The organism is Apilactobacillus intestinapis, assembly GCF_049166695.1.
Lineage (GTDB): Bacteria > Bacillota > Bacilli > Lactobacillales > Lactobacillaceae > Apilactobacillus > Apilactobacillus kunkeei_C.
This window is the reverse complement of sequence record NZ_JBMHFD010000008.1, coordinates 1-25,036: the sequence shown is the minus strand read 5'-3', so window position 1 is coordinate 25,036 and position 25,036 is coordinate 1. Positions and strand designations below refer to the sequence as shown.

The following is a 25,036-nucleotide window of genomic DNA, read 5'->3' as shown; positions in this document are numbered from 1 at the left end:
TTTGGCAGTTCTTTTTTTATTTTTATTGACTTAAATCATTAATAGATATATAAACTTAATAAGTAGTTTTTAACTTAAAATTAATTTTTTATCATAAATTACTATACATAAGTTTTACGTTTTACCGGAGTGATGATAATGAAAAAATACAGTAATACTGTTTGGACGATTTTTTTGCTATACGTTTTAATTTTATTATTTAGCGTCCACAGTTTAGTAATCTTTATTGCTGGATTGGCAATGCTTTCTATCCCAGTCGGATTAAGAAACATGCTGATTGTTGATTTCCATAATCGAACTAAATGGTTCAACGTGGTAATGACAATCGTCGATGTATTGTTATTAGCCGCAATCATTTGGATCAATATCAAATAAAAAAGCATACTTTGGCGTATGCTTTTTAATATATCCATAGCATTAACATTATTAAAATGTCCCATGAACAGTGAAATATGATTGGTGCTATTATTCCGTTTGATTCCTCTCTGGATTTACCTAATAAGATTCCGGCTAATATGTATTACATTAGTGAAATGATACTAAATAAAGAATGGGATATCCCATAAATAACTGATGAAAATAGAATAGCGTATTTTTCGCTAAAATTATCCTTTAAAAACGACTGAATTAAACCTCTGAAAAATAGTTCCACAATGATTGGTGATAGTGTTAGACTAGCAATAATACACAGTAATTGTAATTTTGGATCAGTATATCTAATTAAATTTGATAGATTGGTCTGAAAACTTTCGTGAGGTTTGGCAGTCAAAAGAACGAATGAAACCTCTAGGAGAAGTAGTTCGATTCCAATTACTACCAACCTGAAATTAAAATGATTATTGCGGAAAACATCAGTCACTTTATTGATGATTATTTTATGGTATAGATAAATAATAATCGCCATTAGGATAATAAATGCAACTAATATCTCAATAACGGCATAGAAAAAAGGTTCATCTGTTGAATAAAAGATTGGATATCGGACAAGCTCCATTAACGGTGAAAGGAATATCAAGATAAATATAAATGATGTTTTTTTCATCGTATTCACTCCTTGATTACTGTTTTTTTACTATTCGATAGATGTTCAGTTATTAATCAATTATAATTCTATAATTTTATTGCGCTGGATAATTTTTTCTAAAAAAATAAAACTGATTTTAGACAATTTTAAAAAGGGGGGGCACCAACATGAAACAAAAGAAAACCAAGAATAATTCTGTTAAATCATGGATAATTTTGATTTTCATTATTATACTTGGTAGCGCCGTTTTAGGCACGATTTATGACTTAATATCCAATATTTTTATTGTTAATAATTGGAACGATTTTCTTAAATTAGCAATTATTTCAGCAACTTGCGGGGTATTATTATTCGGTTTATACCTAATCTATAGCTTTATTTCCGAAAAAATTCATAAAAAACATCCAACATGGTTTGCCCCACAAGATCCACCATCGAAAAAATAAAAGCACACATTTCTGTGTGCTTTTTTTATTTGGCATTATTTTCCCAGCCATTTCTAGCATCGTTGGCATCGACGATGGATTGGCGTAGTTCATTTGGCTTATTGTCGATAATTGTTTTCTTTAATACTGCTAATTGTTTTTCAAACGCATCGATTTGGTCTAAAAGATTATCGGAATTGCTGGTCAAAATATCCGCCCAGACATCGGGATTGCTCTTGGCGATTCTAGTGGAATCTAATAGTCCGTTTCCCATGCTGATATCGGTGGCGTAGACGTCTATTAGAGAGTCGTTGACCGTCAAAGTTAAAGCATAGGTAATAAAATGAGGTAGGTGGCTAATAGTTGAAACGATTTGATCGTGTTTATCAGCTGAGACTTCTTTAAAACGAAGGTGTCCAGATTTCAACAATTCCTTAATTGTATTTACTTGTTGGTTGTTGCCGTTATGGTTAACCAAGAAGTATGTATGATTGGCAAGCATTTCAATCGAACCATTTTTACTTCCGGTGAGATGTGATCCAGCCATGGGATGACCACCAATGAAGGTAATACCATTATCGACTAGTTGGTTGGCCGCTTCTAAGATATTAACCTTGCTGCTGCCGACATCGGTGACAATTACCGACGATTTTAATTGTAAATCACTCAACTTCTTGATGTCTTCGATGATGCTGTTAACGGGGCTAGCCAGTATGACGACATCAGCTTGTTTGCTGCCATCATCAAAGTTAGTAGCTTCGTTGATAATTTTATGTTCTAACAAAAAATCGGTGTTTTTCTTATTGATATCGTTACCTAAAATTCGTGCATCTGGGGCAGACTTTCTGACGATTCGCGCAATACTGCTGCCGATTAATCCTAATCCGTTAATAAAAATTGTGGTCATAGTGCCATCTCCTAAATTCAAAATAAAAAACCAGCTCGATGAATACAAATCACCTAGCTGGTTTTAATTTTGATTTCGTCAAAAATCATCATTAACAAATTACCCCGACTAGGTGAATTCACACCTAGTCAGTAAAAATCAAATAAGACAATTACTACTTAGATGTGTCTACGTAATAATAGTCGCGATAATAATTTTTACTTTGGATTTGCTTATTCATGATGATTCCTCCCCGTTTATTTGTATTAATTTAAACATACGTGTTGGGTAAATACAAACATTTCTCTAATTTTTATTTAATTAAATATTTTTCGTTAATATAAACGCCTTGATATAAAGGGGTTTATCAAATATTTGCAATCGTTAAATCTAATTGTTTTCTAATTTTATTGTTGACTTTTAAAATTCAGGGAGTAAACTGAACTCAATTAAATAATTCGTCCATAAAAAAACCAATGATGTGGAGATCAAGATTGTTGTGCACGCACAGAGAGTCGTCGATGATGGGAATACGACCGAACGCAGGCAGTTAAATGGACCACGGAGGGTTCTTCCGAAAAAGAAATTGAGTACGGAGAAACGTCGGGCATACGTCAGTTGCCGGGGGTGTGAACACGCACCTCGCTGAGGAGGGATTAGTCTATTTTGATATAAACATCTATACATTTATTTGGAGTAGTCTAATCTAATTAAGGTGGCACCGCGGGGAAAATCCGTCCTTAACAAAGCATTAATTGCGTTGTTATGGGCGGATTTTTTTAATGCAATCAATTTGCGAGGTGATCACATTGTTGACCAAAGAAGAGTTACGGAATTTAACTAGTCGATATGAATACTTACCGGTGAGCTATCAGTTTAGCATCGATAGCTTTAACCCATACAAGATTGTCGAAAGCATCGACCCCAATCATCAACAATCGATGGTATTTAGCCACGATGATGGTAAATCCACAACGGTGATTGTGGAACCCAAAAAGATTATTACCGTCTTGGATAATCAGATTGTGGTGAAGGAAAAAGATGATGTTTATCAAACTACTCAGAATCCAATCGATTTTCTAAACGATTACTATCAACACCATCGCACAGTTAAAACCGCGGATGGATTTCATACAGGATTGATTGGCTATTTCGGTTATGACTTTTCTAAGTACGCCAATAACCATTTACCAAAGACCCACGATGAATTGGGATTACAGGATGTTGAATTGTTCGAACCAGATATCACCATCAACTATCAAAAGCATGAAGTTACTTTAACCAAATTAATTCTAAGTGACGATTTCAATCAAAATTTTGAAACAACCAAAGAAGAGTTAAAACATTTCGCCACTCGATTGAAGCAAATCTTAGCTGAAGAGGTTGAAACCACCGAGTACGTCGACATCACCGAATCGTTTCATAACCAATTCCAACAAGCTGAATTCAGCGAAAAGGTCGATGCAGTCAAAAGACACATCTATGACGGCGACATCTTCCAAATGATTTTATCGAATCCCTATCAAACAAAGGCGAAGGGATCATTAATCAACGTCGGAAAGTACCTAGAAGAAAACATCTACTCACCGTATCATTTCTATTTTGCCCATGACCATTTCGAATCGGTTGGGGCATCACCTGAAACTTTAATTCAAAAGACCGACGATAAGTTATTCAGCTATCCGCTAGCTGGAACCAGAAGACGGGGCAAGACCAAAGAAGAGGATGACTTCTTCGCCGACGAACTTAGACACAGTCCCAAGGAACAATCCGAACACAACATGCTAGTTGATTTAGGCAGAAACGATGTTGGAAATATCAGTGAGATTGGCACGGTTAAGGTCACTAAGTACATGGAGCTATTGAAGTTCTCAAACGTGATGCATTTGGGCTCCAAGGTAGAGGGAATTGCGAAAAAAGACATCACACCAATCGATATCATCGCAAAGACATTACCTGCCGGAACATTATCCGGCGCACCGAAATTATCCGCAATGCAAATAATTCGAGAATTGGAACAACGCAAACGTGGAATCTACGGTGGTGGGATTGGCTATATTGATTTTGCCGGTGACTTAGATTTATGTATCGGCATTAGATTGGCATACAAACAAGATGACAATTTAGTCGTTCACGCTGGAGCCGGAATTGTGACTAGCAGTGACGCGCACCAAGAATTTCATGAGTTTGAAAATAAAAGCAGAGTAATTATGGACGCGATTAAAGAAGTGGAGGCCCAACATGATTTTATTAATTGATAACTACGACAGTTTTACATTTAACCTGGTCCAAGAAATTGGCAAGTTAGTCGATCAAGAAATCCTAGTTTTAAAAAACGACGAGGTCACAGTCGACGATTTAGACCGACCTGACCTAACAGCATTGGTACTTTCACCAGGACCGGGTCGTCCGGAAGACGCCGGAAACATGAACGAGGTCCTAAAGGAATCCGTTGGTAAGGTCCCAGTATTAGGTGTTTGTCTAGGTCACCAAGCTATCGGTGAAGTCTACGGTGCTCAGGTGACCAACGCGCCAGAAATTATGCATGGCAAGACAGACATGATGGAACAAATTTCAGACAACGATATCTTCGCTAATTGTCCGAGCCACTTCACAATTGGCCGCTATCACTCACTAGTCATTGACGAAGAAAGTATTCCTGACAATTTAAACGTGATTGGAAGAGGTAGTGATGGCACCGTCCAAGCCGTGGCCGACGAACAAAACCATGTCTACGGTGTCGAATTCCATCCAGAGTCAATCATGACCGACCAATCAGCAGCACAACAAATATTTTTGAATTTCTTTAAATTAGCTAACTAGAAAGGAATGGATAACATGATTAAGACCGCAATTAAAAAATTAACTGACCAACAAGATTTAACATACAACGAAATGAACGATGTGATGAACGAAGTAATGGATGGTAGGACCGGGGACATCGAGATTTCATCCTTTCTAACCAGTCTAAGCATCAAGGGTGAAAACATCGAAGAGATTGTTGGAGCAGCAGCTTCCATGCGTGACCACGCAGCCGAATTCGACAGCCAAATCGATGCCATCGACATCGTTGGAACCGGTGGTGATCATTCCAACTCATTTAACATCTCAACCACCACTGGGATAGTCCTAGCTAGCCTGGGCATTCCAGTCGTAAAACACGGCAACCGCGCTGCTTCTTCCAAGAGTGGGGCAGCTGACATGCTTCAAGCACTTGGTTTTAACATCAACCTAACCCAAGCTGAAAGCGAAAAGATGCTAGCCGATAAAAACTTCTGCTTCCTATTTGCTCAAAAGTATCACCAAGCAATGCGCTTCGTGGCACCGGTAAGAAAGACACTAGGAATTCGCACTATCTTCAATGTCTTAGGACCATTGGCTAACCCAGCTCATGCGAAGAAACAAGTCTTAGGTGTCTATGACGAAGCATTACTATTACCTCTGGCAAAGACATTAATTCAATTAGGTGTCACTAACGGCAAGGTAATCTTTGGCACCGACGGATTGGATGAAGCATCTATCTCAGCACCAACCAAGATTGTAAACATCATCGATGGTGTGATTAGTGAAGACGAGATTACCCCAGAACAATTTGGTCTAAAACGATACGCCAAGGAAGAGATTGTTGGAGGGACTCCTGAAGATAATGCCGAAATCACTCGTGAAATTATTGATGGTAAACCAGGAGCCAAACGAGATGTTGTTTTGTTAAACGCCGGTCTGGCAATTAACACCTACAAACCAGATGTTTCAATTCAAGAGGGTATCCAAATGGCACAAGAAGCCATCGATTCTGGGAAAACCAAAAGACTATTGGATGCACTATTAGCGTATTAGGAGGTAAGCCGATGATACTAGATGATTTAGTCGCAGCGACTCAACAAAGAACTGAATATGAACAATCAATCGTTTCCTTAGCCGACCTAAAGCACGCGGTAATTGATTTACCACAAACCAATCCAAACGACGTGTATGAAAAATTTAGAAGACCGGGGATGCATGTGATTGGTGAAATCAAAAAGGCATCGCCATCCAAGGGAGAAATCGTCGATAATCTCGACTACATCGGGATTGCCAAACAATATCATGATGCAGATGTTACCGCCATTTCGGTCTTAACCGAACCCAAATACTTCAAGGGGCATATTTATTATCTTAAGGAAATCAATCAAACCGTCGATGCGGTGACACTTCGCAAAGACTTTATCATTAATCCATACATGATCTACCAGGCTAAAGCTGCTGGCGCCAAAATCATCTTGTTGATTGTGGCCATCCTATCCAAAGACCAATTGAAAGAATACTTCGATTTAGCTCACAAATTAGGTTTAGCTGTATTAGTCGAAGCCCACGATGAAGACGAAGTAGCGACCGCGCTTTCGATTGGTGCTCAAATGATTGGTGTGAATAATCGTAATCTAAAGGACTTCTCGGTGTCGTTTGCTAACAGTATTAACCTACGTAAAAAGGTGCCAGAGGATGTCATTTTTATCGCCGAAAGTGGTGTAAAAAGCATTGAAGATACTGAAAAATTAAAGGAGATTGGCGTTAACGGCGTTTTGATTGGCGAGACATTGATGAAGTCAGCTAATCCGATTGAATTCATTAAAAAAGTACAAGGTGATGCATAATGGTAAAAATCAAAATTTGCGGAATTACCAATTTAAAAGAGGCTGAGATTATCAATCAGACCAAACCAGACTACTTCGGCCTAGTCTTTGCCAGTGGTAGTCACCTAGTTGATATCGATACCGCCAGCCAAATTAGGCAAGCAGTTGATGATGATATTCCATCTGTTGGTGTATTCGTGAATGCGGAGTTTGCATTCATTAAACGACTAGTTGATGCCAAAATTATTCAAGTCGCCCAGTTACATGGCAGCGAGAATGCGGAAGATATCAAACGAATTCAAACAGATTTAAACATTCCAGTAATCGACGTAATCAACGAAGACAAGCTACATAGAAATAGTGAGGCAGACTATTTGATGGTCGATGCGCGAACATCAACGGTAACCAAAAATCAATTAAATGACGTAGATTCTAATCTGTTTGTTGCCGGTGGTATTAATCCAAACAACGCACAAAAGATAATCGATGAGACCAATCCGTTTGCGATTGACGTGAGTCGTGGCGTCGAGGTCGACGGTAAGAAGAATATTGAACCAGTAAAAGCGATTGTGGCAGTTGCCCATAACAATTAAGGAGGAATTATTATGACTAACAAAGCAGGAAGATTCGACGAGTACGGTGGTCAATACGTTCCAGAAACATTGATGAATGAACTAAATCGAATGGCCGATGAATACGAAAAGGCCAAACAAGATCCAGAATTTCAAGCAGAACTACAGGACCTATTGAACAACTACGCTAACCGTCCATCTCTTTTGTCATACGCTAAACGAATGACGGAAGACTTGGGTGGCGCGCAAATCTATTTCAAACGTGAGGACTTAAATCACACTGGTGCCCACAAGATTAATAACGTGATTGGCCAAGCGTTATTGGCAAAACGAATGGGTAAGACCAGATTGATTGCGGAGACTGGTGCCGGCCAACACGGTGTGGCCACCGCCACCATTGCGGCATTGTTTGGCATGGAATGTGAAATCTTCATGGGAAAAGAAGATACCGACCGCCAAAAGTTAAACGTCTATCGAATGGAACTACTGGGGGCTAAGGTGAACTCAGTGACCTCTGGTTCAATGGTATTAAAGGATGCGATTAATGCCGCTCTACAAGAATTCTCTGCTCGTACCGACGACACATTCTACGTGATGGGTTCAGCCACCGGACCCCATCCATATCCATTAATGGTTCGTGACTTCCAAAGTGTCATTAGTAAGGAATCCAAGGAACAATTCAAAAAGATTAACAATAAACTACCAGATGCGATTGTCGCCTGTGTTGGTGGTGGAAGCAATGCCATCGGTAGTTTTGCCAACTACATCGAAGATCCATCAGTAAAACTAATTGGTGTCGAAGCAGCCGGTAAGGGTGTTGAGACCGATTTAACCGCCGCCACTCTTGAATGTGGTAGTGAAGGGGTCTTTCATGGGATGAAATCAATCTTCCTACAAACGAAAACGGGTCAAATCAAACCGGTATACTCAATCTCAGCCGGTTTAGATTATCCAGGAGTAGGTCCAGAACATGCAGCACTAGCCAAATCAGGTCGTGCTCAATATGTCGGCATTACCGATGATGAAGCAGTCGATGCGTTTGAATACATCGCCAGAACCGAAGGAATCGTCGCCGCAATTGAAAGCTGTCATGCGGTCGCATATGTAAGAAAGCTGGCACCGACAATGAGCAAGGACCAAACAATTATATGTACACTTTCCGGCCGTGGTGATAAGGATGTCGCCGCAATTGGTAAATACAGAGGAGTTGACGTAAATGAATAAATTAGTTGAAACCATGCAAGGTGGTAATAAGTTAGTTGGATACGTTGTTGCCAACGACCCTGATATTGATACAACGATTAAAAACGTGGTGGCGTTATCCGAAGGTGGTGCCGATGTCGTCGAAATTGGGATTCCATTCTCTGATCCAGTCGCCGATGGACCGGTCATCCAACGTGCCGATTTACGTGCCTTGGCAGACGGTGAATTACCAATGGACAAGGTCTTTGCGATGGTCGATGAAATTCATCAAAAGACCGATATCACCCTTGTCTTTTTGACCTATCTAAACGTCGTCTTGCAATACGGCTACGATGAATTTTGTCATCAATGTTTAAAACATGGGGTGAGCGGATTAATCATTCCAGACCTACCTTACGAGGAACAAGATGAGCTACTACCATTCATTGATAAGTACGATTTAGCATTAGTCCCACTAGTGACCTTGAATTCAGATGATCGAATTGAGAAATTAGTGCAACACGCCAAAGGATTTATCTATCTAGTATCATCATTGGGAGTGACGGGTGAAAGGGATGAGTTCTCCAATTACCTATCTGGGATTGTCCAAAAGATAAAGGAATACACCGATGTACCAGTCGCCATTGGGTTTGGAATTCATTCAGCCAAACAAGCCAGTGAAATGAATCAAATCTCCGACGGTGTCATCATCGGAAGCTCGTTTGTCAGAATCGTCGAAGAGGATCAACAAGATGCCCCCAAGCGTCTAAAGGATTATGCTAGCGAAATCAAACAAGCAATTATTGAATAGAAAAAGCACACAATAATGTGTGCTTTTTTCATATCCTTTCAATAACTTATATAAGTTGTATAATTACATTAGCCTATAAAAAAGAAGATGATAGACATGAAATTTGGTATGAGAAAACCAAGCTGGAAAAAGTCATTATCAGCACGAACAAGAGGACGTGCGGTACGTTCAATGAAACGTGCGATTAACCCATACTACGGTAAGAAGGGTATGGGATGGATTAATAATCCACATAACGCTTTATATAACAAGGTCTACCATAAGACAACTTTCAACTTGTTTAAGTGGTAAACAACACCCCGTGTATGCGGGGAATACATATGAAACGTAGTAGATTAGATGGAACCTACATCTAATAAACAAATGATTTGTGCATTCATAAGGGTGCAATCAGTACTGTTGGCTTTAATGACTTCTTCTTTCTTAATCTGGGATAGCTTTTTTAACTGCTCAGATACGAAAGTAAGAAGAGTAACGGCAATTGTTACCTTTATGCTTTCAATAGTTTTACTATTTATCGAATCTACAATTGATACGATTGATAAGGATAGTTTTTCGAAGATTAGTGGTAATCTAAACAAAATTGTTGATGATTGTATTTTTTGAAACTATTATGTAGTTGCGTTCGGGATGATTAATCCTTTTGAAACGCTTTAAAACAATTTAATTTTTTATAAGGTCTTTCTTTATCGAGCTTTCCCATCTCGTGTAAGAAAGGCTTTTTTATTTTATAAATCGATCTATAATTAGTTAAATGCTAATTATAGGAGTTTTTTAATGAAAGATATTACTGAAATTGCATGCGAATCTTACAAAGAAGATTTAAGAAGTTATGATAATCCTGATTACGTTATTACATATCCAAATTATGATTGGAAAATGTCTTATGTAGCTTATGATGCAATGTTAAATGAATTGACTGATTATCATAATTTGAACCAACCGGATACGGATTATGAAACGTTTGATGTAAATAACAATGAAGATGTAATTTTTAAATGTTCATTTTTTAAATCTGTATATAGAATATTCAATGTAAGTTGCTTCGAATATAATAACTACATTGGCAATAAAGGATTTATAAAGGGTAAGGACAAAATTTATTATGTTATAAAAAAAGCAGTGAAATAAAATTCACTGCTTTTTATAATAAATCCTCTACTGCTGACTTTATATACTTACTATTTAGCCAGAAAGACTGAGTTGTCATAAAGTTATCAGAGTATTCAGATGGCTTATTGGTCCAATTTGCAGGGACTGGTAATTCATTAGAATCTTTACTATCAATATAGCTACTTCTTGCAGCATGTGGTCTGACATGGATTATTTTTCTATCTTTTGAAGAGATAAGGTTATTTGAGACTCTATTGTTTTCAAAAGTTAGCTTTACACCAGAAAGTATAGTGTCAACAGTTTGTTGCCAAGCTTCCCTTATGACACCTTCTCTTTGGTCTTCTGGAACTCTAAAGAATTTAATTCCTTTTAGATAGTTAATTCCATCATCATCTGTTTTGAAAACTACAAACAAGAATTTTGTTTCTGAAAAATAAACGTTCAAGGATGCTTCTGGAGAACCATCTTTGTCATTCCAATTTTCTTCTACTAAATCTTTGAATTTGAAAGGTGGTAAAGACATACTTTCTTTGTTTGTATTTCTTTGATTGAATTGAACCGTTTTAGGCACAATAGAAGCTTTTTTAAACTCATCAGCTTCAATTCCATTTCTACTCTTAATACCTAAAATTCTATTTACAATTTCAACATTGTATTTACCAATAGTTTTAGTCTCTTTAATCGGAATATTCAAGTCGTTAACTATTTCTTTTACTGATTTTCCGATAAAAGGTTTAAATTTTGAATGGATAATATCTTCTAAAGATTGAGTAGACAGTTCAGTAGAATCTTTAACAATTGCATCTGAATGTTTATCGCCAAAAATATAATCTCTTAGAAGGGTAGTCATAAAGCTGCCTTTTAATGAAAAAGCTCTTTGCTTAGCCATAACATTTGAATTTGGTTGTGTTCTCATTGAATGCTTGTTTACACCCTTTGTACAAGCGGCTAAATAGTTGGTGATTCCTTCATTTATTTCTTCAGCTTTACCTTGTTTTACATATGATTGAATGATTTCCCAGTCTTTTTTGATAATCTCTAAATCATTCTTATTGTTGAGCATTTCGTACATAACACATTTTGCGAAAAACCAATCTTCTTTGGGGATGTCTTTGTTGTATTCATAGTATCCAAGTTCCAGTACTTTGTTTTTTTCAAGAAGATGGCTATTTTCAAAATTTTCTTTATCTAAATCTTCGTAATTAATAATGTTGAGGACTAATCTTTCCTTAGCACTAATATCACCATTTTTTAAACGTTTAAAAGGAGTTGCTTTTAGTTCGGACACACCTAAATCAGGTTGACTTGCTGAGTCCTTTGGCTTTCCAAACCAAGCTTCGAACACGTCACCCATGGCATTTTTGTTACCTTTTATGTGCAGATTAAGCATTTTTATAAGATCTTTTTGTTTAATGTTTTCAATCTGAACAGCTCTATTATGTACTTCTTCCTTAGTTTTAAAATCCATATTTGGCCCCTCTTGAATAATATGTGTTGATCCTTTTCTACATATATTATATAATATATATTAATAATTCAAAAAAAGGAGTGATTAGCATGGCAAAAGAACTTAAAGTCTTAGAATTATTTGCCGGAGTCGGTGGATTCCGTATCGGATTAGATAATGCAGATAAATCATTGTTTAAGACAAAGTGGTCCAATCAATATGAACCATCAAGAAAAAGCCAAGATGCTTTTGATGTATACAACTACCGCTTCCCAGATTCCGAGAATATTGGAATTGATGTTGCTGAAATTTCTGATGAAAAGTTCAGTTCGATGGATGCAGATATGATAGTTGGTGGATTTCCATGCCAAGATTACTCAGTAGCGAGATCTAAGAAAAATGAAATGGGAATTCAAGGTAAAAAGGGTGTTTTATTCTGGCAAATTATTAGAGCTGCTAAAGATATCCATCCTAAATATATGATTTTTGAAAATGTTGATAGATTATTGAAAGCTCCTGCTAAGCAAAGAGGAAGAGATTTTTCAATTATGCTTACTGCATTAAATAGCCTAGGATATTCTGTAGAATGGCGTGTTATTAATGCGGCTGATTATGGAAGAGCTCAACGCCGTCGTCGTGTTTATTTCTTCGTATTCCGTAATGACCTACCATATGCAAAACATTTGGACGAAAAATATGATTTTGACGAAGAATTAATCCCAGATGATGCTTATGACGAATATATCTTTAAAGAAGGTCTATTTGCAAAGCAGTTCCCAATTAAAGAAGAGTTATATAAAGGTAGAAGAGCTTATTATGAACTACCAGATGATATTGTAGCTGCATCAGATAATTTCACTGGCAAAGTATTCAATACTGGAATTATGAGACACGGCAAGTACTTTACTATCGACTCTGTTCCAAATTCTGATAAAAAACCAACTCCACTAAGAGATATTGTTCAACCAGAAGATGATATTGATGAAAAATATTATGTAGATGACCAAGCTAAAATTGATAAGTTTGCTTATCTTCGTGGTCCAAAACATATTGAAAGAACTTCCGCTGATGGACATACTTATACCTACAGCGAAGGTGGAATGTCTCCTTATGAAGATTTATCACTACCAGGTAGAACCATGCTTACCTCTGAAGGAAGTGTTAACAGATCAACTCATTGGTTGAAGATTAATGATAGATATAGAGTGTTAACACCAATCGAAGCAGAGAGAATGCAAGATTTTCCAGATGATTGGACTAAATATAAAATCGTTGATGGTGAAGTTAAAGAAGTTAGCGATAGAATGAGAATGTTCTTCATGGGTAACGCACTTGTTACTTCTATTATCGAAGGTATCGGTAAAGGAATTAAAGAAATCGTAAATGAATATGATGATTAAAAAAAGACCTCATTAGAGGTCTTTTTTAATTAATCACCAAAAATTTAATATAAGTTCACTAGCTTTTAACTCCTTTTTCCTACTATTAAAGGTAAATAATTAAAAAAAGGATGATTATGTTGCAAAATGAAGAACATCTACAAGATAATCTGTCAGTAGTTGTAGAAGAAAACTTTGACCAAAAATGGAAAAATGCATATGCTAACGTCGTTGGTAATTTTAACGAGGCAATAAACGAATTTTTGGATAATTCTATATCTAATCTTATTTCTTCTAAATTTGATGATAAAAGAATTGATTTAAAAATTTATGATATTGGTGATAAATATACTATTCAAATAAGGGATAGTGGAACCGGTATAAAGATTTCAAATCTTGGACATGTATTCGGATATGGAGTTGGTGATAGAACCAAGAAAGATACCACAATGAATGATCATGGATGTGGAATGAAACATGCATTAGCATCTTTGAATAAAGAAAATGACAATTGGTTTTTTATAACTAAAGCTTGCAAAGAAGATACATATATCATAGTAAAACATCCATATTCTGAAAAATTAAATTGTTATAGAAGCAATAGTCTTCCTGAAGAAATAGTAGATAATGATGTTGAGTTTAAACATGGCACTTTGATACAAGTTAATGTGGATAAATTAATGTTAATGTCTTCTATGTCAAAAAATACAGCTGATAAATATAGTAGCGAAGCTAATGACAATAATGAATCTATGGGGGATTCTTTTGATGGAGTTTGTTCAGATTTAATAGAAGATATTAAATATGTTTATGGTCCAATTCTTGAACAAAAGAAAGTAAGTATTTATTTTTATAAGAAAAGAAACAAGGATAATGGGGATAATAAGCCAAACATAATTAATAGTCCACTAAAGGTTCCTAATGCTACCTTATTGGAATCAGAGATAGATAAAAATAAGATTCATAGTTATAATGGCAGAAAATTTGTTTATGCTAAGTGGGATAAAAATGATTTCATTAGATTAAGTGATAACGCAGACGATTCGACAATTAAAATATATTTTAATTATTATAAGATTGATGAAGTCGACAGAGACCATAACAGTTATCGTAAGCACTATCTAGGAAATGAAAAAACTTCAGGAGTGGAAATTAGATTTAATGGAAGGCTTATGGTGGATAACTTGTTTACGTCTATTTTCAATGTAGCAACACATAATTCATATAATCATATGATTATACAAATTGATGTTGTTACTGATGATATAAATAAATTACCCTTAACTAAAGTTAATAAAAATAATATATTGGAGGGTGACAGTAAGTATGAAGGATTAAAAAGTTTTATAAGAGGAAAATTTAATAAGTCCTTAGCCATGGATAATGAATATAAAGAGAATCAACTTGTAAAAATGCTATTTGAAAATAGACAAGAAATGGCTGAAAAAGCTAAGAAGAATAATGATGAACAATATTATTACTATTCTTCAGAAAATGATGTTCAAAAAAATCTATTACAAGGTTCTTCAGGTACAAAAATCCTATGTGATTTGTATGAAGAATATGATGATTCAATTGAAATATATGAATTTAAGGTAAAAGATTTAACTGAACAAGATTTATACCAATTGATGATGTATATTGACCTATTAATGATGAATGATAGTGAATTACTACATGGTAGAAAAATTAAAGCCAAACTTATTGGTAAAGATAAATCTGATATGGTTGAAGATACAATTAGATATTTAAGGAATATTAAAAGATATAATCCTAATAAAGTGGAAATATATCAATCTAATTGGGATGATGAATTTGGTGACGAAATGATTCCTTTAAAGGAAGATAAGGCTTTCCCGGAAACATTGTTAAACGGATACGAACGTAGTAAGTAAAAAAAGGCACCCAACAAATGGGTGCCTTTTCTACTTAAAATGTCTCTACATTATATTGAAAATCTATCAAGTAACAAAGTAGTGCAATCATGAATTCGAAATCTCTTCATCATCATAAGACCTTCTTTGACTTAACAAGATTATAGTGAATTATCTGCTTGGTTATGAGTTTGGTATTGATGATTGTTGTAATCATACAATGCCTTTTCAAAATCATGGAATGTGTGAACATCAGTAGGGTCTTCCTTGCGACCTTTCTTTAATAATGTTCTTAGGTAATCAATCATACCTGGTGTTGTCTTTACTTGCTTAATTCCATCTATAATTTCTGATTCAGTCATATTAATCGCCTCTATCAATTCAATTTATATCTGAATCCAACTATATAGTAGCACCATAGATGTGAAGTGTTCAGTATTTAGATTTAAAAAAACTATCCTTTTCGATTTCTTGGATCGTTACCATAACTATTTCTATTTATGATGTGTCCATGTTTATCTTGTTCGAATAGTTCTCCTTTATATTTCATTGCCAAACTACGCCCGAATTTCATAGCATCTGCTTTGAGTTTGAACAATCTGGATGCTCTAGAGTTTTTTGCAACTTTAACTTGCCAGTTATTTCCCTTTGGACTTACGAAAACTTCTTTCTCCATTACTCTATCATCTCCTTCTTTTTTTGATGAGAACGTATGTTCTTGTTGAGATGATATCACTTATATAAGATAAGCACAACAAAAAAAGCTCTCCCAACCGGAGAGCTTTTTATTATTGTGTGATTTCCACTTTATCTAGTTTTACCTTAAATCCAGCATTTGATAGGGTACCAGTAAGCGTGATGTTCTTATCACCATACTTGGCGGAGTAACGGTAGGTATCTCCTTTACCAGTATCTGAGTCTGAATTGTAGATACGATCATTATTGTGTTGAGTTAGGTACACGTATGTTGATTCGTTAGCAGCAACTTTCTTTAATTCTTGTTGGTTGCTGATTGCTGAAGTAGCTTGTTTGCTTAATGAGCTTTGGATGTAGAAGTCTTTTCCAACAGGCAAAGCAATGAAGATAAGCACAGCGAGGAATACTAGGATAATAATGTTTCTGATTGTCTTCATCATGGCACCTCCTTTGAATTTTGTAGTAATAAGAATATACCACTTTATAAACTTAATGAAAATGACAAACTATTGTCATCATTTTGTATTAACTCGTCAAAATGTTGATATAACATGTTTTTTATAGCCTTTTTTGATGCAACAAAGAGAATTGCTGTGCTATTATGTGGTTAGTACATAATAAAGGCGGGTTACATTATGCAAATGAAGATGAGCAAATGGTTTTCACTTGGCGTTGGGGTATATGTAATCTTAACTATTATTGATGGATTTTTGGAAGGCTTTTACTATCAATCACCATCTACTTGGCGCACTCTAATGGGCGTAAGAGTCGTTAAAAATTTTAACCCCGGGGAATTCAACTTTAGTCTATTGATCACATGGAAGACATTGATTTACTTCGTTGTCATCATGCTAATCTGGATGGCTTTATATGGATTCATGGACTACATGCTAAAGGAAAATAAAAAGAACGGCTAATTCTAGCCGTTCTTTTGTTTTGCATAAATCGCAAATGGTCCTTCTGTTTTTTGGAATGTGAATCCAGCGCGTTCAGCAACGCGTCTGCTTGGTTCATTGTCAACTTCAGCTTTAATAATTAGCTCTTCCATATCAAAGAAGTTAAATGCATAACTAACAAGTGATTGCACACTGTTGTACATGATTCCTTTACCTTGATATTCACTGGATAACCAGTAGCCAATTTCAGCGGTATGGTTCACTTGATCCACATTGTGTAAATCAATCATACCGACGGGTTTTGCACCATTTAAAATTGCTAGAACGAATATATTGTGTTCTTTAGCATAGCGAATAAATTTTGCTTCGTCATCAATTGATTGCATGTCCTTAGCCCATGGTAGCCACTTGGCTAATTCTTCGCGGTCTTTGTTAATGATGTCGTAAATTTCGGTGGACATAAATTCTTCGACTAACGCTAGACCATAATTTTGTCTATCCAGCTTAAATTCAGCGATATTATTCATAATTATCACTTCCTATTTTTAATTAGAGTATAACCCTTTGTGAAGTATTATTCACTAATATCTTAATAAAAGATTTCTTTGAATTGATTTTTCGTTATGATATTATTAAATATGGATTAAAATTTAGGGGGAACTTTTTACATGAAGTCTAAAATTAATATATGGACTGCAGCGTTTAACATTTTTAACTGTTTAATGTTGTTTATTTCATGGTTTGTCGTAATTGCGCAAGCAATTGCAAATAATGGAAATACCAACGGGGGATTTTTCTATTTAGTTACATGGATCGGTGTGATTTTAAACACTGTTTCATTGTATTATGCTAAGCAATTAAATATTTCAATCGTAGGGCCAGTATTGGGGATTATTGGTAGTGCGATATCTGGTTTATCAATGATTTTTGCTTTCCCATCAATTGTATTACTTATAATCGCTGTTGTTTTTGAATTTCTACAAAAACCAGCCAAGAAAGCATCACAAGTAAATGATGTAATTGCTCCTTGGTATAAGGTATGGTGGATTTGGGTAGTTATTGCTGTTTCAGTACTTCTTTCAATTGCAATTATTGCTACTGCATCATCACATGGTTCAAGCTCAAGTTCATCAGACAGTGATGTTTCTACTACACAAGGTAAAACAAAATCATCACAAGACACAGACTCATCTTCAAAATCAGATTCTGAAGCTGTATTGAATAAACAATACAAGGTTGGAGAAACCATTAATTACAAGGGATACAAAGTCACTGTAAATGATATTAAGTATGATGACGGTGATGATATTGACACTCCTAAGAGTGGTAATAAGTATGTTGCAATTAATGTTACCATTCAAAACGATACTGGTGACAAGCAAGACTACAATCCTTTTGATTTTAAGTTGAGTGCTGATGGTAATGGTACTGATCTAGATGAAACTACTGGTAATGATACTTATGATAATAATACTATCGATAGTGGTACCTTAGATGAAGGTTCAAAAGTTACTGGTTACTTAATCGGTCAAGCTAATCCAAACGCTAAGTTAAAGTTGGAATACCAACCTAATTTCTTCGATAACCACACCGTAGATATCGACTTAAACTAATAAATAAAAAGAGAAGCGCTTTACCTGCGCCTCTCTTTTTTATATTTACATAACTTTTACATAATCTTTATAGCAAATTTACATGGAAGGCATATATTAAAGATGTTCCATAAATAATTCATCAGGAGATGACGCTAATGATTTCCAAAGCCAAATTAATGAGTGGCTTATTGCTATTTTTAACACTTTCAAGTACTGGGGTGGCCGCTTCAGCCAAGAGTAAAGCACCAAGTTCAAATAAGAGTAATGATGTTGTGACGGTTTACCTTGCTCGACATGGGCAGACCACCGGGAACGTAATGACACTGGCGGAAGGATGGGATGACTATCCATTGACACCGCAGGGTGACTTGGTTGCCAAGCAGGTGGGAGCAGGACTTCGAGGAGTTCACTTCACAGAAGCAGCGTGTGGTAAACTGGTTCGTCATTTAGACACAATCAAAGACATGTTGGACTATTCAGGTAATAGTAAACTAACAGTGCTAGAGACTCCTCAGTTGAGAGAAGTTGGTGGCGGAAAGTACGAATTATACCAAGAAGCTGATCACAGTAAGGCAATTGATGACTATTATGGAGTAAAAGACAATGCTGCATTGTCCAAGAAGTTTGGCCTAGATACCACTGCCAAACGAATTCAAGCAATCTATGAACTAGATAAAAAGAATGACTCAACACCTGCTGAAGACCGTGCAGAAAGTGCTAATCAGGTACTAGCTAGAGAAGCAGCGGGTATCAAACGAGTTGCTGATGCAACATACAAAAAGCACGGTAAGAATGCTTTAGTAGTCAGTTCAGGTGAAATTATTGGGGCATATTTATCAAAATATGACCATAACCTAAGCAAGACCGACAAGAGCTTATTAACTAACGGACTAATTCCTAACTCAGGTGTTACCAAAGTCTACTACAACGTAAAGACAGGTAAGGCTACATTTGGAAAGGTTGGTGATCTAAGTTACGCCCAAAAGGGTGCTAAGTATCTACAAAGCCACAAGGTAAAGGAATCAGCTAGCATGAAGGTTGATTACGAAAAATAATTGAGATGACTTGTATTTTGAACGAATAATATGAAGAAAGGCCGTAACTTGGCTAATTCGTCGACTGGATGCATGGTGATTATGGTAGGTAATTGTCGTTTATCTCCAGCCGAAAAGATTAATTGATCGATTATAGTTTCCGTAATCACTATTAATAATTAACATCACGCCATGAGGAATTTAATCCTTTACCTCATCCTTTACTTACAGTGCTGTTAGGCCTCGCATTCATAGAATTAGCCAAGATAAAACAAAAAGCAATCCGACAAAGGATTGCTTTTTGTGTATAATAACAGTAACCGATATTTAGGAGGAAGACCATGTTAAAAAAGACATTTAATTGGTTCTCATATGGTACCATCTTGTACCTGGTTCTAATTTTACTTGATAGTTTTGTAGAACTTTTGGTGCACTCTAAAGGTGCTTGGGGATCATTATTAGGTTTTAACATCATCAAGCTAAAGGGATTCTTGAACTTCAACATCGAATTAGATGTAAAAGCACTCCTAATCTTTCTAGTGTTCATCTTTGTTTGGACTGTTAGCTACATCATCTACCATTTCGTAGCTTCAAATGAAGAACAAGCGTAAAAAAAGAACGACTGTTATAGTCGCTCTTTTTTATTTTTTATTATGTGTTCGTTTCTTATAAAGTTTTGAACAAACTACTAGTGATAATCCATAGAAAAATCCAGTAGTTAAAGCGCTGTACCATATGTTGGAAAGTATAATTCGAGTTGTTTTTTCTAAACAATGTGGCAGTATGTCATTTGGCTTGATTGTAAAAACTATAAATAAATAAAGACCAACTATTACATATCCACCAATGTATAGCTTTGAATTAATGTTATTTTCATCAGAAAAAAATTCCTTTAATGCAGGGGCTAGGAAGCAGGCGATTAATGCTGATATTGGTAGGATATCTTTAACATCTGCTTTGAAAATACACATTAGAATAATAGCAGTGAAGTTTAAAATAATTGGTGGTACTGAATCCTTTAATAAGCTCATTGATCTATTTTTTTGTTCCATACTTATACCTCCTTTCTATACTAAGTATATAAAAAGAAGGTATAAATATGTTTTAAAATTGCGTAAATAAAACCCTGCGTAAGTGTACTTATGTTTAAAAAGAACGACTGTTATAGTCGTTCTTTTTTATTTGCCTTCATTGCTCTTAATTCGTCTTCGATTCTTAACATGTGGGTGTCGAAGTTCTCAATCTTGTGAGCCAAGTGGTCGATGGCATCATTCATCTTGTCGCGTTTTTCTTCCATTAGACGCTTTTGTTCAACTAGTAGGGCTAGTTGTTCATCTTCACTGTCTTCAACGTTATCGAACAGGTTAATGTATTGTTTCAATGTGCTGATTTCCATTCCGGCATCACGCATTTTCTTCGCAAAACTAATTCGTCTAATCGCATGGTCATCGAAGTCACGCACGCCAGATTCGTTTCTGTCGACGGCGGGGATGATGTGTTCCTTTTCGTAATAACGGATGGTAGATGCTGGCACATCAGTAATTTGACTGGCTTCTTTAATGTTCAAAATTTTTCACCTCAATGTCTTGCCTTAAAGTTAACTTTAAGTAATATGATTACTTTATCATATTTTTAGGAGGACACAAGCATGAAGTATAAATTTGGCATTATCCTGCCGATTATTTTAATTAGCTATTTTTTGATTCTATTGGATAATTCCGTCGTATTTACTAGTACGGTCCAAATCGCCAGCAGCTTGCACATGACTAGTCAAAGTGTTGCATGGATTACGAATATCTATGCATTGGTCTTTGGTAGTCTGTTGTTACTAGGTGGTCGTCTAGGTGATTTGTATGGAAGAAAACCAGTCTTCTTAACCGGTCTGGTCATCTTCACGTTATTCTCACTACTAGTCGGATTAGCACCAAACGGCTTATTCATCATCATTATGCGCGCATTTCAGGGGATTGGTTCCGCAATTCTAGCACCAACCTCATTGGCCTTACTACTTGATACTTACGAGGGTAAGAAACGAGAAAAAGCCATTTCATTTTACGGAGTGACCGCCGGATTAGGTGCCAGTGTCGGATTAATCATCGGGGGATTAGTGACGACATTTTATTCCTGGCGATTAGGTTTTCTAATCAACGTCCCACTGGGCATTTTATTGATTTTATTAACCATTTTCTTCGTGCCAAATGCAAACGCCCGAGTGCACAGTCATTTGGACTATATCGGCTCAATTTTGTCCGTGCTAGCCATCTTATCACTGGTTAATGCAATTAACGGTACCGGTCACAAGGGACTATTTATCGCCATTTTTGTCGTATTATTGGTGATCTTCTTATTCCGCGAAGTTAAGATTGATAATCCAATCATGCCGATGGCAATCTTCAAGGATCCAGAACGTGTTTCCGCATATATTGCTAGATTCTTTTACATTGGATCGATGTTTTCGTTCTTCTTTTTAGTCCCACAGGTATTACAAAAGTACTATGGCTTCACGCCACTACTTTCCGCATTTGGTTTTATGCCAGAAACGATTCCACAATTCTTATTTGGAATGCTTCAATCAAAGCTATCAAGTAAGTATAAAAACGAAAACTTATTGCTGCTTGGGACTGTCGTGACATTGGTTGGGGTATTGATGCTATTCGGTCTAGATTTAAAATACGGCTACACGATTTCAGTAGCACTACCAATGATTGTGATTGGAATCGGTCAAGGATTTTCCTTTGGACCACTTACAGTATCAGGTGTTGCCAATACGCCGAAGGAATTGGGCGGGGCAACTTCCAGTGCAGTTAACGTTTTTCATCAATTAGGGAGTTCCATTTTGTTGTCGCTGGTAGTTACTCTAACTGCCGGAATCGCAAATGTAATTACCGCTTATCACTACCAAACACTGTTGATGTCATTATTGATGTTAGTTCCATTACTTATGGCGATTAATATCAAACGACTTCATCGCAAATAAATGTATCCATTTAGATAAAATATTGACAAAAAAGGTTGTCCGAAATGGCATCCTTTTTTTGTCAATATTTTTTGTTTGAAATGTATTTTTTGTCTATTATAATGTACATGTTTAAAATTAATATTTTTTTAATATTTATACTTTCCGTCACTTTGATAAAAAATAATATGTAAATATTGCACAAATTTTGAGTTAGATGACAAAAAGTATATCATTAAAAACTAATACTAGTTTCATATAATTGAAAAAAGCATTTAAGGTGAGATAATTAGACTATATAGTTTTCAAGGGGTGAATTTAATGAAATATAACAAGCGAAAATTGAATAAAGTTAATGATAAAAAAATAATGAAAAAAGTAAAAAAGAATTGGATAGTAGTATCATTAGGATTTTTCACACTCTTAGGAACAGGATTATACTTTGAGTACAATCAAACTACAGTCAGTGCAGATTCAATATCGAACGTTCAATCTAAGAGTACTAGCGATGCGAAATTGAATGAAAATGATGAAAAAATATCACCTAATCCAAGCAATAGTATAAATACGATTAACGAAAAAGGAGTTAGTGTTAAACAAGAGTATTCTGATTACACAAGATACATAGATTATCAGGAAGCGTACAGTAATCTAAGTACAAGTGGTAAAACTCTTGCAGATCAAAGAATTGATTCAGTACACTATGTTAGAACTAAAGTGTTTGATTCTTCTAATAATTTAATCGGATATTCTTCGGATGGTAGTAATAATGCTGATATAAGCTTGAATGATTCTCAAAATGGTTGGAGACCAAAGAGTAATACATCATCCACTCTGCCTGAAATATCTTCACCATCGATAAGTGGGTATGGAGATCCTAGCATTAGTGAAGTGAAAAGCTCTTTTATCCCCGGCCAAGGGTTTACAGATAGCGGCAATCCTGATGTAACAATTAGCGATGGCGACACAGGACAAAGAAATGCGATTGAGCATGTTAAAGTGTTTTATACAAATCCATTATCCCAATATAGTGTAAAGACACAGTATGCAAATCTCACTAGACAGATTGACTATGTTGAAGATAGCAATCAAGCTACAAGTGGAACACATATTTATCCAACTCGTTATGATCATATTGGATGGGTAAGAAATATTGTACAGGATAAGGATGGCAACGTATTAGGCTATTCAACAACTAATAGCACTAATATCAATATCTCTAAGAGTGATTCAAATAATGGCTGGAGACTATTAGATAATTCTCCTAGCTCTATTCCGGACGCATCTTCCCCTAACGATTCAACATTAACTGAAAAAGGATATTCTGGACCTGATGTTTCTGTTGTAAGTAGTACTTATAGTCCTGATCAAGGATTTTCTAATCCATCAAATTTGTCAAATGTTGCAATATTTGATGGCAAGGATAGTAATGGCAATGTAATTGAAAAAAATGCTTATGAATTAGTTACAGTAAAGTATAAGAATATGAGAACCAGTCAAAATGATTATAGTAATTTGACTAGACAAATTGATTATGTGAACAGAAATGATTTTGTTGACGATGGGAATCCAATACCGGCGGGATATCATATTTATCCATCTAGAAAAGATACTGTTAAATATATAAGGACAAGAGTTTACGATACAAACGGAAACCTTATTGGATACTCATCTACAGGTTCAAGTAATAATGTTGATATACCATTAGACGACTTATCTCAAGGATGGCATTTGGCACAAGATTCTCCTCAAAATGAAATTCCAACTGCTTATTCTCCAACAGTTGATGGATATACCAATCCAAGCTACAGTAGTTTTACTAGTGAATACGCTCCTGGAGATGGGTTTAATAATAAATACGGGAAGCCAAACGTTGTAATTAATGGTGTACCAGCTAATACTTATGAATATGTAAAGGTTGTGTATGGTAGAGATAGCAACGTTGTAAAGATAGATACTAAAACGTTAACAAGAACAGTTAAGTATGTGGATAAAAGTGGAAAAGAAATTGTTGCTCCAACAATAGATAATGTCACCTATAAAAGAGCTGAAGTATATTCACCAGATGGTAGTACATTATTAGGATATTCTTCAAATTTAGATAATTCAAAAACCCCCGATATTAGTACTAGTGATCCAAATCAGGGCTGGATTCAACAAACGAATGATTTAAAATCATATAATGTTCAAGACTTATCTAAATATGGATATTCTAATCCGGATACTGAATATATTACTAGTTCTTATAGTGGAAAAGATGGATTCTCCTATTCTAATAATTATAAAAATTCCAAAATATACAATGATAATAATAATGAAGATATAACAGTGACTTATTCACACAAAGTAGATACGGTAACACCAGATCAACCGGGCGAACCCGGACAACCAATTAATCCAGCTAACCCAGATGGACCAAAGTGGCCAAACGGAACCGATAAGGATAGTTTGAGCAAGAGTGTAAATCAAACTATTAATTATGTGGACGGTAATGGCAAGAGTGTCCATGATGCGAGTCATGACCAAGTAACCTTTA

Annotated in this window: 28 protein-coding genes; 19 read left to right on the top strand and 9 right to left on the bottom strand. The window is 35.7% G+C overall.

Annotated features, from left to right (window positions below):
- The first annotated feature begins 138 nt into the window (after positions 1 to 138).
- Complete coding sequence (locus ACOMA7_RS05715) at positions 139 to 375, top strand: hypothetical protein (protein WP_034531036.1); 237 nt, start codon at positions 139 to 141, stop codon at positions 373 to 375.
- Between the two features lie 145 nt (positions 376 to 520).
- Here the strand turns inward: ACOMA7_RS05715 and ACOMA7_RS05710 are convergent, their stop codons facing one another.
- Complete coding sequence (locus tag ACOMA7_RS05710) at positions 521 to 1,042, bottom strand: CPBP family glutamic-type intramembrane protease (protein WP_421392559.1); 522 nt, start codon at positions 1,040 to 1,042, stop codon at positions 521 to 523.
- A gap of 149 nt (positions 1,043 to 1,191) precedes the next feature.
- On the opposite strand from ACOMA7_RS05710, the gene ACOMA7_RS05705 reads away from it, so the two are divergent.
- Complete coding sequence (locus ACOMA7_RS05705) at positions 1,192 to 1,470, top strand: hypothetical protein (protein ID WP_421392557.1); 279 nt, start codon at positions 1,192 to 1,194, stop codon at positions 1,468 to 1,470.
- 25 nt (positions 1,471 to 1,495) lie between these two features.
- Here the strand turns inward: ACOMA7_RS05705 and ACOMA7_RS05700 are convergent, their stop codons facing one another.
- Positions 1,496 to 2,356, bottom strand: a complete 861-nt coding sequence (locus ACOMA7_RS05700) for a prephenate dehydrogenase (protein WP_421392554.1) — start codon at positions 2,354 to 2,356, stop codon at positions 1,496 to 1,498.
- Positions 2,357 to 3,117: 761 nt separating this feature from the next.
- On the opposite strand from ACOMA7_RS05700, the gene ACOMA7_RS05695 reads away from it, so the two are divergent.
- From ACOMA7_RS05695 to ACOMA7_RS05655, 9 genes are all read left to right on the top strand, one after another.
- Complete coding sequence (locus tag ACOMA7_RS05695) at positions 3,118 to 4,593, top strand: anthranilate synthase component I family protein (RefSeq protein ID WP_421392551.1); 1,476 nt, start codon at positions 3,118 to 3,120, stop codon at positions 4,591 to 4,593.
- Positions 4,577 to 5,158 (top strand): anthranilate synthase component II, encoded by a 582-nt coding sequence (locus ACOMA7_RS05690; RefSeq protein WP_421392548.1) that lies wholly within the window; start codon positions 4,577 to 4,579, stop codon positions 5,156 to 5,158. Before ACOMA7_RS05695 ends, ACOMA7_RS05690 begins: the two co-directional genes overlap by 17 nt.
- 15 nt (positions 5,159 to 5,173) lie before the next feature.
- On the top strand, positions 5,174 to 6,172 hold the full coding sequence (gene trpD, locus ACOMA7_RS05685) for an anthranilate phosphoribosyltransferase (protein WP_421392546.1): 999 nt from the start codon (positions 5,174 to 5,176) through the stop codon (positions 6,170 to 6,172).
- An 11-nt stretch (positions 6,173 to 6,183) separates the two neighbouring features.
- A complete protein-coding gene (gene trpC / locus ACOMA7_RS05680; protein ID WP_421392544.1) occupies positions 6,184 to 6,966 on the top strand; it encodes an indole-3-glycerol phosphate synthase TrpC in 783 nt (260 codons plus the stop codon).
- Positions 6,966 to 7,538 carry a phosphoribosylanthranilate isomerase gene (locus tag ACOMA7_RS05675; RefSeq protein ID WP_421392541.1) on the top strand — a complete coding sequence of 191 codons (573 nt, stop codon included), beginning with the start codon at positions 6,966 to 6,968 and terminating at the stop codon, positions 7,536 to 7,538. Before trpC ends, ACOMA7_RS05675 begins: the two co-directional genes overlap by 1 nt.
- Positions 7,539 to 7,550: 12 nt before the next feature.
- The gene (gene trpB / locus ACOMA7_RS05670) at positions 7,551 to 8,741 is read left to right on the top strand and encodes a tryptophan synthase subunit beta (RefSeq protein ID WP_421392539.1); all 1,191 of its coding nucleotides are present in this window, start codon (positions 7,551 to 7,553) and stop codon (positions 8,739 to 8,741) included.
- Positions 8,734 to 9,510, top strand: coding sequence for a tryptophan synthase subunit alpha (gene trpA / locus ACOMA7_RS05665; protein WP_421392537.1), 777 nt, complete (start codon positions 8,734 to 8,736; stop codon positions 9,508 to 9,510). Before trpB ends, trpA begins: the two co-directional genes overlap by 8 nt.
- Positions 9,511 to 9,606: 96 nt before the next feature.
- A complete protein-coding gene (locus ACOMA7_RS05660) occupies positions 9,607 to 9,801 on the top strand; it encodes a hypothetical protein (protein WP_301945655.1) in 195 nt (64 codons plus the stop codon).
- 486 nt (positions 9,802 to 10,287) lie between these two features.
- On the top strand, positions 10,288 to 10,641 hold the full coding sequence (locus ACOMA7_RS05655) for a hypothetical protein (protein ID WP_421392534.1): 354 nt from the start codon (positions 10,288 to 10,290) through the stop codon (positions 10,639 to 10,641).
- Between the two features lie 13 nt (positions 10,642 to 10,654).
- Here the strand turns inward: ACOMA7_RS05655 and ACOMA7_RS05650 are convergent, their stop codons facing one another.
- Positions 10,655 to 12,091: a Sau3AI family type II restriction endonuclease gene (locus ACOMA7_RS05650; RefSeq protein ID WP_421392532.1), complete on the bottom strand. Its 1,437-nt coding sequence runs from the start codon at positions 12,089 to 12,091 to the stop codon at positions 10,655 to 10,657.
- A gap of 89 nt (positions 12,092 to 12,180) precedes the next feature.
- On the opposite strand from ACOMA7_RS05650, the gene dcm reads away from it, so the two are divergent.
- Together dcm and ACOMA7_RS05640 are read left to right on the top strand one after the other, a co-directional pair.
- The gene (dcm, locus tag ACOMA7_RS05645; protein WP_203619634.1) at positions 12,181 to 13,470 is read left to right on the top strand and encodes a DNA (cytosine-5-)-methyltransferase; all 1,290 of its coding nucleotides are present in this window, start codon (positions 12,181 to 12,183) and stop codon (positions 13,468 to 13,470) included.
- 119 nt (positions 13,471 to 13,589) lie between these two features.
- Complete coding sequence (locus tag ACOMA7_RS05640; RefSeq protein ID WP_421392530.1) at positions 13,590 to 15,344, top strand: ATP-binding protein; 1,755 nt, start codon at positions 13,590 to 13,592, stop codon at positions 15,342 to 15,344.
- Between the two features lie 140 nt (positions 15,345 to 15,484).
- On the opposite strand, the gene ACOMA7_RS05635 is transcribed toward ACOMA7_RS05640, so the two are convergent.
- The 3 genes from ACOMA7_RS05635 to ACOMA7_RS05625 all read right to left on the bottom strand — a co-directional run bounded on the left by ACOMA7_RS05635 (position 15,485) and on the right by ACOMA7_RS05625 (position 16,456).
- The gene (locus ACOMA7_RS05635; RefSeq protein ID WP_041152626.1) at positions 15,485 to 15,685 is read right to left on the bottom strand and encodes a hypothetical protein; all 201 of its coding nucleotides are present in this window, start codon (positions 15,683 to 15,685) and stop codon (positions 15,485 to 15,487) included.
- A gap of 92 nt (positions 15,686 to 15,777) precedes the next feature.
- Positions 15,778 to 15,999, bottom strand: a complete 222-nt coding sequence (locus tag ACOMA7_RS05630; protein ID WP_421392527.1) for a DUF2188 domain-containing protein — start codon at positions 15,997 to 15,999, stop codon at positions 15,778 to 15,780.
- Between the two features lie 112 nt (positions 16,000 to 16,111).
- A complete protein-coding gene (locus ACOMA7_RS05625) occupies positions 16,112 to 16,456 on the bottom strand; it encodes a hypothetical protein (protein WP_414827230.1) in 345 nt (114 codons plus the stop codon).
- A 198-nt stretch (positions 16,457 to 16,654) separates the two neighbouring features.
- Between ACOMA7_RS05625 and ACOMA7_RS05620 the strand changes: the two genes are divergently transcribed.
- A complete protein-coding gene (locus ACOMA7_RS05620) occupies positions 16,655 to 16,936 on the top strand; it encodes a hypothetical protein (RefSeq protein ID WP_054607762.1) in 282 nt (93 codons plus the stop codon).
- A gap of 2 nt (positions 16,937 to 16,938) precedes the next feature.
- Here the strand turns inward: ACOMA7_RS05620 and ACOMA7_RS05615 are convergent, their stop codons facing one another.
- Entirely contained in the window at positions 16,939 to 17,442 is a 504-nt protein-coding gene (locus ACOMA7_RS05615) for a GNAT family N-acetyltransferase (RefSeq protein ID WP_414827232.1), read from the bottom strand.
- Between the two features lie 141 nt (positions 17,443 to 17,583).
- Here ACOMA7_RS05615 and ACOMA7_RS05610 point away from each other — a divergent pair, with 141 nt between their 5' ends.
- The 3 genes from ACOMA7_RS05610 (at position 17,584) to ACOMA7_RS05600 (ending at position 20,155) form a co-directional block, all read left to right on the top strand.
- Complete coding sequence (locus ACOMA7_RS05610) at positions 17,584 to 18,528, top strand: DUF4352 domain-containing protein (RefSeq protein ID WP_421392523.1); 945 nt, start codon at positions 17,584 to 17,586, stop codon at positions 18,526 to 18,528.
- 137 nt (positions 18,529 to 18,665) lie between these two features.
- On the top strand, positions 18,666 to 19,565 hold the full coding sequence (locus ACOMA7_RS05605) for a histidine phosphatase family protein (protein ID WP_301945969.1): 900 nt from the start codon (positions 18,666 to 18,668) through the stop codon (positions 19,563 to 19,565).
- Between the two features lie 320 nt (positions 19,566 to 19,885).
- Positions 19,886 to 20,155, top strand: a complete 270-nt coding sequence (locus ACOMA7_RS05600; RefSeq protein WP_421392520.1) for a hypothetical protein — start codon at positions 19,886 to 19,888, stop codon at positions 20,153 to 20,155.
- A gap of 30 nt (positions 20,156 to 20,185) precedes the next feature.
- Here the strand turns inward: ACOMA7_RS05600 and ACOMA7_RS05595 are convergent, their stop codons facing one another.
- Positions 20,186 to 20,596, bottom strand: coding sequence for a hypothetical protein (locus ACOMA7_RS05595; RefSeq protein ID WP_421392517.1), 411 nt, complete (start codon positions 20,594 to 20,596; stop codon positions 20,186 to 20,188).
- 110 nt (positions 20,597 to 20,706) lie between these two features.
- A complete protein-coding gene (locus tag ACOMA7_RS05590) occupies positions 20,707 to 21,111 on the bottom strand; it encodes a MerR family transcriptional regulator (protein WP_421392515.1) in 405 nt (134 codons plus the stop codon).
- A gap of 81 nt (positions 21,112 to 21,192) precedes the next feature.
- Between ACOMA7_RS05590 and ACOMA7_RS05585 the strand changes: the two genes are divergently transcribed.
- Positions 21,193 to 22,521: an MFS transporter gene (locus ACOMA7_RS05585; protein ID WP_421392512.1), complete on the top strand. Its 1,329-nt coding sequence runs from the start codon at positions 21,193 to 21,195 to the stop codon at positions 22,519 to 22,521.
- Positions 22,522 to 22,821: 300 nt separating this feature from the next.
- Positions 22,822 to 25,036: mucin-binding protein (locus ACOMA7_RS05580; protein WP_421392509.1), on the top strand; the 2,215-nt coding region annotated here is incomplete at its 3' end.

Excerpts from the sequence above, each read along its gene's own strand:
- ACOMA7_RS05655 (WP_421392534.1), top strand. The coding sequence starts at position 10,288 with ATGAAAGATATTACTGAAATTGCATGCGAATCTTACAAAGAAGATTTA.
- trpD (WP_421392546.1), top strand. The coding sequence starts at position 5,174 with ATGATTAAGACCGCAATTAAAAAATTAACTGACCAACAAGATTTAACA.
- ACOMA7_RS05605 (WP_301945969.1), top strand. The coding sequence starts at position 18,666 with ATGATTTCCAAAGCCAAATTAATGAGTGGCTTATTGCTATTTTTAACA.
- ACOMA7_RS05705 (WP_421392557.1), top strand. The coding sequence starts at position 1,192 with ATGAAACAAAAGAAAACCAAGAATAATTCTGTTAAATCATGGATAATT.
- ACOMA7_RS05690 (WP_421392548.1), top strand. The coding sequence starts at position 4,577 with ATGATTTTATTAATTGATAACTACGACAGTTTTACATTTAACCTGGTC.
- ACOMA7_RS05635 (WP_041152626.1), bottom strand. The coding sequence starts at position 15,685 with ATGACTGAATCAGAAATTATAGATGGAATTAAGCAAGTAAAGACAACA.
- dcm (WP_203619634.1), top strand. The coding sequence starts at position 12,181 with ATGGCAAAAGAACTTAAAGTCTTAGAATTATTTGCCGGAGTCGGTGGA.
- trpA (WP_421392537.1), top strand. The coding sequence starts at position 8,734 with ATGAATAAATTAGTTGAAACCATGCAAGGTGGTAATAAGTTAGTTGGA.
- trpC (WP_421392544.1), top strand. The coding sequence starts at position 6,184 with ATGATACTAGATGATTTAGTCGCAGCGACTCAACAAAGAACTGAATAT.
- ACOMA7_RS05610 (WP_421392523.1), top strand. The coding sequence starts at position 17,584 with ATGAAGTCTAAAATTAATATATGGACTGCAGCGTTTAACATTTTTAAC.
- ACOMA7_RS05700 (WP_421392554.1), bottom strand. The coding sequence starts at position 2,356 with ATGACCACAATTTTTATTAACGGATTAGGATTAATCGGCAGCAGTATT.
- ACOMA7_RS05625 (WP_414827230.1), bottom strand. The coding sequence starts at position 16,456 with ATGAAGACAATCAGAAACATTATTATCCTAGTATTCCTCGCTGTGCTT.
- ACOMA7_RS05595 (WP_421392517.1), bottom strand. The coding sequence starts at position 20,596 with ATGGAACAAAAAAATAGATCAATGAGCTTATTAAAGGATTCAGTACCA.
- ACOMA7_RS05675 (WP_421392541.1), top strand. The coding sequence starts at position 6,966 with ATGGTAAAAATCAAAATTTGCGGAATTACCAATTTAAAAGAGGCTGAG.
- ACOMA7_RS05710 (WP_421392559.1), bottom strand. The coding sequence starts at position 1,042 with ATGAAAAAAACATCATTTATATTTATCTTGATATTCCTTTCACCGTTA.
- ACOMA7_RS05630 (WP_421392527.1), bottom strand. The coding sequence starts at position 15,999 with ATGGAGAAAGAAGTTTTCGTAAGTCCAAAGGGAAATAACTGGCAAGTT.
- trpB (WP_421392539.1), top strand. The coding sequence starts at position 7,551 with ATGACTAACAAAGCAGGAAGATTCGACGAGTACGGTGGTCAATACGTT.
- ACOMA7_RS05650 (WP_421392532.1), bottom strand. The coding sequence starts at position 12,091 with ATGGATTTTAAAACTAAGGAAGAAGTACATAATAGAGCTGTTCAGATT.
- ACOMA7_RS05620 (WP_054607762.1), top strand. The coding sequence starts at position 16,655 with ATGCAAATGAAGATGAGCAAATGGTTTTCACTTGGCGTTGGGGTATAT.
- ACOMA7_RS05695 (WP_421392551.1), top strand. The coding sequence starts at position 3,118 with ATGCAATCAATTTGCGAGGTGATCACATTGTTGACCAAAGAAGAGTTA.
- ACOMA7_RS05585 (WP_421392512.1), top strand. The coding sequence starts at position 21,193 with ATGAAGTATAAATTTGGCATTATCCTGCCGATTATTTTAATTAGCTAT.
- ACOMA7_RS05660 (WP_301945655.1), top strand. The coding sequence starts at position 9,607 with ATGAAATTTGGTATGAGAAAACCAAGCTGGAAAAAGTCATTATCAGCA.
- ACOMA7_RS05600 (WP_421392520.1), top strand. The coding sequence starts at position 19,886 with ATGTTAAAAAAGACATTTAATTGGTTCTCATATGGTACCATCTTGTAC.
- ACOMA7_RS05615 (WP_414827232.1), bottom strand. The coding sequence starts at position 17,442 with ATGAATAATATCGCTGAATTTAAGCTGGATAGACAAAATTATGGTCTA.
- ACOMA7_RS05715 (WP_034531036.1), top strand. The coding sequence starts at position 139 with ATGAAAAAATACAGTAATACTGTTTGGACGATTTTTTTGCTATACGTT.